7 protein-coding genes and 3 pseudogenes are annotated in these 9,228 nt (G+C 66.0%); all 10 read right to left on the bottom strand.

Annotation, left to right across the window (positions count from 1 at the left end; all coding sequences use genetic code 11):
- Positions 1-119: 119 nt before the first annotated feature.
- Positions 120-765 (bottom strand): annotated as a pseudogene (locus G3436_RS18245) (methionine ABC transporter permease).
- Positions 755-1,875, bottom strand: a pseudogene (locus G3436_RS18240) (methionine ABC transporter ATP-binding protein). The pseudogenes G3436_RS18245 and G3436_RS18240 overlap by 11 nt, the downstream one beginning before the upstream one ends.
- Before the next feature lies 1 nt (position 1,876).
- Positions 1,877-2,681 (bottom strand): annotated as a pseudogene (locus G3436_RS18235) (MetQ/NlpA family ABC transporter substrate-binding protein).
- On the bottom strand, positions 2,674-4,056 hold the full coding sequence (locus tag G3436_RS18230) for an LLM class flavin-dependent oxidoreductase (RefSeq protein ID WP_163947715.1): 1,383 nt from the start codon (positions 4,054-4,056) through the stop codon (positions 2,674-2,676). The pseudogene G3436_RS18235 and the gene G3436_RS18230 overlap by 8 nt, the downstream one beginning before the upstream one ends.
- Positions 4,056-5,261, bottom strand: coding sequence for an SfnB family sulfur acquisition oxidoreductase (locus G3436_RS18225; protein ID WP_178116512.1), 1,206 nt, complete (start codon positions 5,259-5,261; stop codon positions 4,056-4,058). Before G3436_RS18225 ends, G3436_RS18230 begins: the two co-directional genes overlap by 1 nt.
- 22 nt (positions 5,262-5,283) lie before the next feature.
- Entirely contained in the window at positions 5,284-6,525 is a 1,242-nt protein-coding gene (locus G3436_RS18220; RefSeq protein ID WP_163947712.1) for an SfnB family sulfur acquisition oxidoreductase, read from the bottom strand.
- Positions 6,526-6,709: 184 nt separating this feature from the next.
- Positions 6,710-7,435 (bottom strand): hypothetical protein, encoded by a 726-nt coding sequence (locus G3436_RS18215; RefSeq protein WP_163947709.1) that lies wholly within the window; start codon positions 7,433-7,435, stop codon positions 6,710-6,712.
- Between the two features lie 169 nt (positions 7,436-7,604).
- Complete coding sequence (gene tcyN / locus G3436_RS18210; RefSeq protein WP_163947707.1) at positions 7,605-8,366, bottom strand: L-cystine ABC transporter ATP-binding protein TcyN; 762 nt, start codon at positions 8,364-8,366, stop codon at positions 7,605-7,607.
- 3 nt (positions 8,367-8,369) lie between these two features.
- Positions 8,370-9,038, bottom strand: coding sequence for a cystine ABC transporter permease (tcyL, locus tag G3436_RS18205; protein WP_163947704.1), 669 nt, complete (start codon positions 9,036-9,038; stop codon positions 8,370-8,372).
- Positions 9,035-9,228 (bottom strand): transporter substrate-binding domain-containing protein (locus tag G3436_RS18200; protein WP_163947701.1); only part of this gene is annotated, 194 nt, incomplete at its 5' end. The genes G3436_RS18200 and tcyL, both read right to left, overlap by 4 nt.

The following is a 9,228-nucleotide window of genomic DNA, read 5'->3' as shown; positions in this document are numbered from 1 at the left end:
GTTTACTGCTTCGAGAGTAGCGCTGTGCCCTTCGCTGGCAAGCCTAGCTTCCCACAGGGTTTTGTGAACACTGAAGAACCCTGTCGGAGCTGCTTGCCAGCGAAAGCGGCCACTGCGGTCTACCTTTTGTTCAACCCCCGCGCCAACCGATCCCCGCCCAGCTGGATGAACGCCACCAGCACCACCAGCATGACGATCACCGTCAGCATGATCTGGCTGTCGAACCGCTGGTAACCATAGCGGTAGGCAATATCCCCCAGCCCCCCCCGCACCAATCGCCCCGGCCATCGCCGACGAGTTGATCATGGTCACCAAGGTAATGGTGAACCCGCCCACAATGCCCGGCAACGCCTCGGGCAACAGTACATGCCAGACGATGTGCCAGCGTTTGCAGCCCATCGCCTGCGCCGCCTCGATCAAGCCATGGTCCACCTCGCGCAGGCTGACCTCGGCTATCCGCGCAAAGAACGGCGTGGCCGCGATCGTCAACGGCACCACCGCCGCCCACACGCCATAGGTGGTACCCACGATCAACCGCGTGAACGGGATCAACGCGACCATCAGAATCAGAAACGGAATCGAGCGGAACACATTGACGAATACCCCGAGCACCCGGTTGACCAGCGGCGCTTCGAAGATCCCGCCCTTGCCGCTGGTCACCAGGATCACCGCCAGCGGAATCCCCAGCAACAACGCAATCAGCGACGACACCCCCACCATCAGCAAGGTGTCGAGCACGCCCTGCAACAATCGCTCAAACCACATAGCCCAGCACCTCCACCTGCGCCGCCCACTGGCGGGCACGTTCAATCACTTGCGCATGCCCGTGTGGCGAGTTGGCCACCGACACCACCAACTGCCCCAGCGCCCGCTCCTGGATCGGCTCGATGCCGCCCTGCAACAGGCTCACCTGGCCACCCAGCAAGCCAAACAGCGACGACAGCTCCGGCGCCTCGCGGTCACGGCCACTCACGCGCAAGCGCAACACCAGGGCGCCCGCGCATCCGGCGCCTCGGCCAGCAGACGCGCCTGCAAGCGCTGCGGCAAGGCCGGCTGCAACGGCGCCAGCAAGGTCTTGCTGACCTCGTGCTGCGGGTCGCCAAACACCTGCCACACGGCCCCCTGCTCGACGATGCGTCCGCGTTCGAGCACCACCACGCGCTGGCAGATCTCGCGGATCACCGCCATCTCATGGGTGATCAGGATGACGGTCAGGCCCAAGCGCTGGTTGATGTCGCGCAGCAGCCCGAGGATCGAGGCAGTGGTCTCCGGGTCCAGCGCCGAGGTGGCCTCGTCGCACAGCAGTATCTGCGGGTCGTGCACCAGCGCACGGGCAATCCCCACACGCTGCTTCTGGCCCCCGGACAACTGCGCCGGGTAGACCTTGTGCTTGTCCTGCAAGCCCACCAGTTCGAGCAACTCGGCCACCTTGCGCTGGCGCTGGGCCCTGGGCACGCCGGCCACCTTGAGCGGCAGCTCGACGTTCTGCCACACGGTCTTGGCCGACATCAGGTTGAAGTGCTGGAAGATCATGCCGATGCGCCGCCGCAGCGCCACCAGGCGCTCTTCGTCGTGCTCGCCGATGTCGACCTGGTCGATCAGCACCCGCCCGCTGCTGGGTTGTTCCAGGCGGTTGATGGTGCGGATCAGCGACGACTTGCCGGCGCCGCTGCGGCCGATGATGCCGAAGATCTCGCCGCGCTGGATGTTCAGGTCGATGTCCGCCAGCGCAGGTGCAGGCTGCCCCGGATACGTCTTGTTGAGGCCGATGAAACGCACCTGCGCAGTGCTCAGTTCAGGGTGCAGCGCATGCTGTTGCGCAGGCGCTGCGGGGCTGGCGGGGGGCGCCGTCTGGTGGGCGCTGGCGGCGCTCATTTCAGCTCTCCCAGCCCGGCTGGTAGAGCTTGCCGTAGGCTTTGTCGAGGGCTGCACGTACCACCGGCGAGTGCTGGTAGATATCGACGAACCTGGCCAGGCGCGCATCGTCCTTGTTCTGTGGCCGGATCACGAACTGGATGACGTATTCCTTGTGCTCCAGGCCATCGAACATCAGTGCGGAACCTGCATCGAAGGTCTTGGCCAGGCGGATGTAATGCGGGTAGCCCTGCACCAGGTCGGCATCGTCATAGGCACGCACCAGTTGCACCGCCTCGACCTGCAGGATCTTGAGTTTCCTCGGGTTGGCGATGATGTCGTCTTCGGTGGCCTTGTAGCCCACGCCCGGCTTGAGCGTGATCAGGCCGGCCTTGGCCAGCAGTTGCAGGCCGCGTCCGCCGTTGATCGGGTCGTTGGCGATGGCGGCGGTGGCGCCTTCAGGCAGCGCGTCGACGCTTTTGTATTTTTTCGAGTACAGGCCGACGTTGTTGATGATGCCCGGCGCATACGGCACCAGGTCGGAGCCGGCCGCCGCGTTGGCGTTTTCCAGGAACGGGATGTGCTGGAAGTAGTTCACGTCCAGGTCGCCGGCGGCGAGGCTGACGTTGGGTCGATCCAGTCGCTGAACTCGACCAGCTCCACCTTCAGGCCTTGTTTCTTCGCTTCGTCCACAGCCGCTTCCAGGGCCGGCGCGAAGGCTGCTGTGGTGCCCACCTTGAGCGGTGCATCGTTTGCGTGGGCGCCACCGATCAAGCCGAGGCCAGGGCCAGGGCCGCGACAGGGCGGGCCAGGAAAGTCTTAAGCATGCGGTTGCGCTCCAGTCGGGTGGGTGGTGCGGTAGCCAGCGCCCGTATGGTCGTCTGGCAGGTGCGGGCCTGCGGCGAAGAGTTTTTCGCGCAGGCTGCCGTCGGTGTAGGCGGTCTTGTAAGACCCGCGGCGTTGTAGCTCGGGGATCACCAGGTCAATGAAGTCGACATAGCTTTCGGGGGTCACGGTGCGCGCCAGGTTGAAGCCGTCCAGGCCGGTCTCTTCGATCCAGCTTTCGAGCGCATCGGCGACCTGGGTCGGCGAGCCGACCAGGGTGATGTAGCGCCCGCCCAGGGCGTGCTGGTCGAGCAGCTTGCGCCGGGTCCAGTCGTTGTTTTGCAGGTGCTGGGTGGCCGATTGGATGGCGTTGCTCTTCACGTACTGGATCGGTTCGTCCAGTTCATAGTCGGCAAAGTCGATGCCGGTAGAGCTGGCGAAGTGCGCCACGCCCGCCTCGGGGCTGGCATGACGCAGGTAGTCGGCGTGCTTGGCGTGTGCCTGCGCTTCGGTGCGGGCGACGATCACGGTCAGGCCCATGAACACCTTTACCGCCTCGCCATCGCGCCCGGCGGCGACCGCGGCGGCGCGCACCTTGTCGACCTGGGCACGGGTGGCGGCCTTGTTCTGGCCGCTGATGAACACGCACTCGGCATGCTGCCCGGCAAAGCCCAGGCCGCGCGCCGATGCGCCGGCCTGGAACAGCACCGGGGTACGCTGCGGCGAGGGTTCGCACAGGTGATAACCCTCCACCCGGTAGAACTCGCCCTGGTGCTGCACCTTGCGCACCTTGGCCGGGTCGGCGTACACGCGCTGCGCGCGGTCGTTGACCACCGCATCGTCGTCCCAGCTGCCTTCGAGCAGCTTGTACAGCACCTGCAGGTATTCGTCGGCCTGGTCATAGCGCCGGTCATGCTCGGGCTGTGCGTCCAGGCCCATGGCCTTGGCCGCGCTGTCGAGGTAGCCGGTGACGATGTTCCAGCCCACTCGGCCACGGCTCAGGTGGTCGAGAGTTGAGAGCCTGCGGGCGAACAGGTACGGCGGCTCGTAGGTCAGGTTGGCGGTCAGGCCGAAGCCCAGGTGCCGGGTGACCGCAGCCATGGCCGAGACCAGCAGCAGCGGGTCGTTGACCGGCAACTGGATCGACTCCTTGAGCGGCACGTCCACCGACTGCTGGTACACGTCGTACACGCCGACGATGTCGGCGATGAACAGGCCGTCGAACAGCCCGCGCTCCAGCAACTGAGCCAGCTCGGTCCAGTACGCGAGGGTCTTGTACTGGGTCGAGGTGTCGCGCGGGTGCGTCCACAGGCCGTGGTTGATATGCCCCACGCAGTTCATGTTGAAGGCGTTGAGCAGGATCTTCTTTTTTGCCATCAGATCGTGCCCCGCAACGGTGGGTTTTCATCGTTGAGGTAGTAGTTGCCGATGGCGTGGTACTTCCAGCGCACCGGGTCGTGCAGGGTGTGCACGCGGGCGTTGCGCCAGTGGCGGTCCAGACCGTGCTCGGCCAGGGTGGCCTGGCTGCCCGCCAGTTCGAACAGGGTGCTGCCGGCCGCCAGCGAGATCTCGGTGCTGATGGCGCGGGCTTCGGCCACGGCAATCGAGGCGGCCGCGACCGTCTCGGCGTTGGTGTCGGCCTGGGCGCGGTCGAGAAATTCGCCGGCGCGCTCCAGCAGCGCTTCGGTGGCGTGCAGGCGGATCGCCAGGTGCCCGAACGACTTGAGGGTCAGCGGATCGTCCACGGCCTTGTCGATGCCCGAGTCGATCCACGGCCGGGTACGCGTGCGCACGAAATGCAGCGCGTCTTCATAGGCGGCGCGGGCGATACCGGTATCGATCGCCGCATGGAGGATCTGCGCCAGCGGGCCGACCGGGGTCGGCCGCTCAAAGGCGCTCTGGAACGGCACCACGTCGGCGGCCTCGACACGCACATTGTCGAACACCACCGAGCCGCTGCCGGTGGTGCGCTGGCCAAAGCCGCTCCAGTCGTCGATCACGCTCAAGCCAGCGGTGTCGGCCGGCACGAAGGCCAATTGCTGCACGCCGTGCTCATCGATCACCGAGGTGGGGATGCGTTGGGCGTACAGCGCGCCGGTGGCGTAGAACTTGCGGCCGTTGATGCGGTAGCCGTCGCCGTCGGCGGTCAGTGCGGTGGTGCGGTCGTGGGCGGTCTTGGTGCCCAGCTCGGCCAGGGCGTTGCCGAAGCGTCTGCCCGCCAGCACTTCGGCATACAGGCGCGCCTGCTGTTCGGGGCTGCCGTTAACGCGCAGCACTTCAAGGGCGTAGAAATGGTTTTGCGGAATCTGCCCCAGCGAGGCGTCGGCCTGGGCAATGCGTGCGATCACCTTGGCCAGGGTCACGTTGGACACCCCCGCGCCGCCAAAGGCCCTGGGCACGCTGATGCCCCACAGGCCCGAGCGCGAGAACAGCGCCAGTTCCGGGTGCGGCAGGCGGCGTTCACGGTCGCGCTCGATGCTGTCGCGGCGCAGTTGCTCGGCGATCTGTTCGGCAATGTCCAACGCCTGGGCGTCAGTGCAGATGACCGCCACGGGATCGTGCGGTTGTGGCAATAGGCTCATCAGAGAAGCTCCAGTGGTCTGGTCAGATCCAGGAATGCCGGGCAGGCAGGGTCGCGTTGAGGTGATAGGCGCCCACGGCGTGGTACTTCCAGCGCACCGGGTCGTGCAGGGTGTGTACGCGGGCGTTGCGCCAGTGTCGGTCGAGGTTGAACTCGGCCAGGGTGGCGCGGCTGCCAGACAGTTCGAAGAGCTTCTCGCTGGCCTGCAGCGAGATTTCGGTGGTGAGTACCTTGGCCTCGGCTACCGCGATTGAGGCCCGCGCTGCGCTGGCGGCATCGATGGGCGCAGCGTTGACTTCGTCCAGCACCCGCGCCGCACGGCCGAGCAAGGCCTGGGCAGCATGCAGTTCAAGCGTCAGGCGGCCGATGTCGGCAATCACGTACGGGTCGTCACTGGCGCGCTCGACCTTGGCGTCGACCCACGGCCGTGCACGTTCACGCACGAAACTGATCGCGTCGGCCACGGCGGCCTCGGCGATGCCGGCATCGATCGCGGCCTGCACCAGTTGCGAGGCGGCGCCCTGGATGTTCGGCGCGTCGGCCTGGCGCCAGTTGTCGAGCACCAGCTCGGCGTCTACCGGCACCTCGTTGAGCAGCACCGTGCCGCTGGCGGTGGTGCGCTGGCCGAAGCCGGACCAGTCGTCGACGATGCGCAGGCCCGGGCTGCCACGGCGCACGAACGCCATCACCTGGCGGCCGTCGTCATTGAGCGCCTTGACCGCTACCCAGTGCGCGAACAGTGCGCCGGTGGAGTAGAACTTCTGCCCGCTGAGCAGGTAGTGATCGCCCTCGCGCACGGCGCGGGCCTTGAGTTCGAGGGTGTTCTTGCTGCCGCGCTCGGGGCCGGCATTGCCGATGCGCCAGCCATCCAGCACCGACTTGAACAGCAGGTGCTTCTGGCGTTCGGTACCGGTGTTCTTGACCTGCTGGAGGATGCCGAACTGGTTCTGCGGGATCTGCCCCAGTGCCGGGTCGGCCGCACTGATGATGCGGAACACCTCGGCGATGGTGGCGAAGCAAACGTCGGGCCCGCCGTGCTCGCGCGGGATGCTGATGCTGCCCAGGCCGCTGCGGGTGAACTGTTCGATTTCGGCCCAGGGCAACGTGCGCTGCTGGTCGCGCCGGGCGGCCTGCAGGCGCGCCGTGGCGGCCAGTTCGTGGGCTGCCTGCACGGCTTCTGCGTCATCGCGCAGGACCTTGGCCGGCAGCAGTGATGGGGCGTTGTCCAGATCGCTGTGGACTGTGTCGTGCGCCAGGCTGGACATCAGTACCGCTCCTTGGCTGCACTCAATGCCCTGGCGTTACGCACTGGGGTGATTGTGTTCCTGACCATACCTACCTCACGTATTGAGAACGTCGCCGCTATCGATGCGCGGCGACAGAAATGCGCTGGTCCGGTGGTCCGGTTCATATACCCTAAACGTGTATAAAAATTAAATAAACTAACCTTTAGGAATATGTATAGAAGTGGCGTGGCAGCCTTTCACCGCGCACCCGCAGGCACGCGGGCGGGGCCCAGTGCGAACTGTTGCCGACCCGATCGAGGATGCAGTAACTGGCTTGCAGGCGGTCGTCGCTGCCGGCTTCCAGGATCACCTCACGCGGGATCACGCCGTTTACCGCCGTGCCCACGGCGTCGGCCGGCAAGGGCGCCAGGTCCAGGCGCAGGTCGGCCCAGCGCAGGGTGATCGCATCGCCTGGGGCCATGTGCCGGTAGGGTGCGATGCGAAACGCCACATCCTGCTCAAGGTGCTGCAGGTCCAGGCCGTGCTGGCGCAGGCTGGCGGGCAGGTGCAGGGGCGCCAGGCCAGGGTTGTCTGCGGTATCCACGGCACCGCCCGGGCAGTCGAGCTTGACCGCTACCTGGCACGGCAGCGAGCGGCGCGGGTGCTGGCCAGGGCGCAGCAGGCGGTAGTGCAGGTTGTTGAGCCCGGGGTAGAGCAGTTGCCTGGGCACGTGCAAGGTAACGCGCGTGCCCGCCTCGGCGGATTGCAGCACATGGGCGGCAACGAAGCGGTTGCCCCAGAACAGTTCCAGCAGGTCCCCGTCAACCATCGGCGGCCCGATGGGAATGCTTGCCTGCAAGTGGCTGGCGGTGTGCAGGCCGATGCCGTGGCGGGCAACGTGGGGCAGGGTGGGCGGTGGCAGTTCAGATCCTTTGGCTGCGCGGTGCATGGTCAATGTCCTGGTGCGGGTGGTGGCACAAGGCATGGTTATTGGCCGGATCGGCAGGTGAGTCAAGGTGCCCCATCGCCGTGACCGTGCAGTCAGCAATGCTTCAGAGCGGTCCTACTCGCAGCGGCATGGGGGCTGTGGACAAACTCGGATTTGTCCGCGTTGCGGCTCACTGGGCGTGGCCCTGGGCGCCGAGGAACTTGCCGAGGAACTGGCGGGTACGCGCTTCCCGGGGCGCGGCAAAAAATGCCTTGGCCTCGCCTTGCTCGACGATCACGCCCTTGTCGAAAAAGATCACCCGGTTGGCCACGTCGCGGGCGAAGGTCATTTCGTGGGTGACGATGATCATGGTGCGGTTTTCCTGCGCCAGGCCACGAATGGTTGCCAGCACCTCGCCGACCAGTTCCGGGTCCAGCGCGGAGGTAGGCTCGTCGAACAGGATCACCTGCGGTTCCATGGCCAGCGCCCGGGCAATCGCCACGCGCTGTTGCTGGCCACCGGAAAGACGCCTGGGGTAGGCGTTTTCCTTGCCGGCCAGGCCAACCTTGGCCAGCAGCGTGCGGCCGAGCATCAGGGCCTTGTCGCGCGCGGTCTTCTTCACCACCAAGGGCCCTTCGATGACGTTTTCCAGCGCGGTGCGGTGGGGGAACAGGTTGAAGTTCTGGAACACGAAGCCCACCTGCTGGCGCAACTGACGGATCAGGCTGGCCTGCCGGGCCAGCGGGCGGTCGCCGTCGATCTCGATATCGCCCACGCGGATACGCCCGCTGCTGGGGGTTTCCAGCAGGTTCAGGCAGCGCAGGAAGGTGGTCTTGCCTGAACCGCTGGGGCCGATGATGGCGATCACTTCGCCGGCCTGCACGCTCAGGCTGATATCGTCGAGCACGGTCTGGCCGTTGAACTGCTTGCTCAAGCGGATGACGTCGATCATGCCTCAGGACTCCTGGTCGTGCCGGTTGACCCGCGCTTCCAGGCGGTTCTGCAGGTGTGCCAGCACGCTGGCCAAGACCCAGTAGATAAGCGCGGCGGCAAGGTACATGGTGAAAATCTCGAAGGTGCGTGCGGTGATCAGCTGGGCCTGGCGGAACAGCTCGGGCACCTGGATGGTGGCCGCCAGCGCGGTGTCCTTGACCAGCGAGATGAAACTGTTGCCCAGCGGCGGCAGCGCCGTGCGCGCCGCCTGCGGCAGGATGGCGCGGCGCAGCGCCTGGCCGCGGGTCATGCCGATGCTGGCGGCGGCTTCCCACTGGCCGCGGTCGATGGAACTGATGGCGGCACGCAGGATCTCGCAGGCGTAGGCGGCCATGTTCAGCGAGAAGCCGATCAGCGCAGCGGGCAGCGGGTCCAGTTCGATGCCCAGTTGCGGCAGGCCGTAATAGATCATGAACAGTTGCACCAGCAGCGGCGTGCCGCGAAAGAACGATACGTACACACGTGCCGTCCAGCTCAGCAGCTTGATCGACGACAGGCGCATCAGCGCCAGGCCGAAGCCGATCAGCAGACCGAAGAACATCCCGCCCAGGCTCAGCAATACCGTGAAGTAGGCGCCCTTGAGCAGAAAGGGCGCGCTGTCCAGAGCCAGTTGCAGGCTGTCTTCGATCATTGCGTCACGTCAGCACTGAAGTACTTTTCCGAGAGCTTTTTCAAGGTGCCGTCGGCGCGCAGTGTGTCCAGCGCCTGGTTGACGGCCGCGAGCAGCTCGGGTTCACCCTTGCGCAGCGTCACGCCGGCTTCCTGGCGCGAGAACGCTTCACCGGCGGCGCTGGTGTCCTTGGCTTTCCTGGCGTACTCCA

The sequence above is a fragment of the Pseudomonas brassicae genome, assembly GCF_010671725.1.
GTDB classification, from domain to species: Bacteria; Pseudomonadota; Gammaproteobacteria; order Pseudomonadales; family Pseudomonadaceae; genus Aquipseudomonas; species Aquipseudomonas brassicae.
Note: the sequence above shows the minus strand (reverse complement) of the source record. Positions and strands in the feature narration are given on the sequence as shown.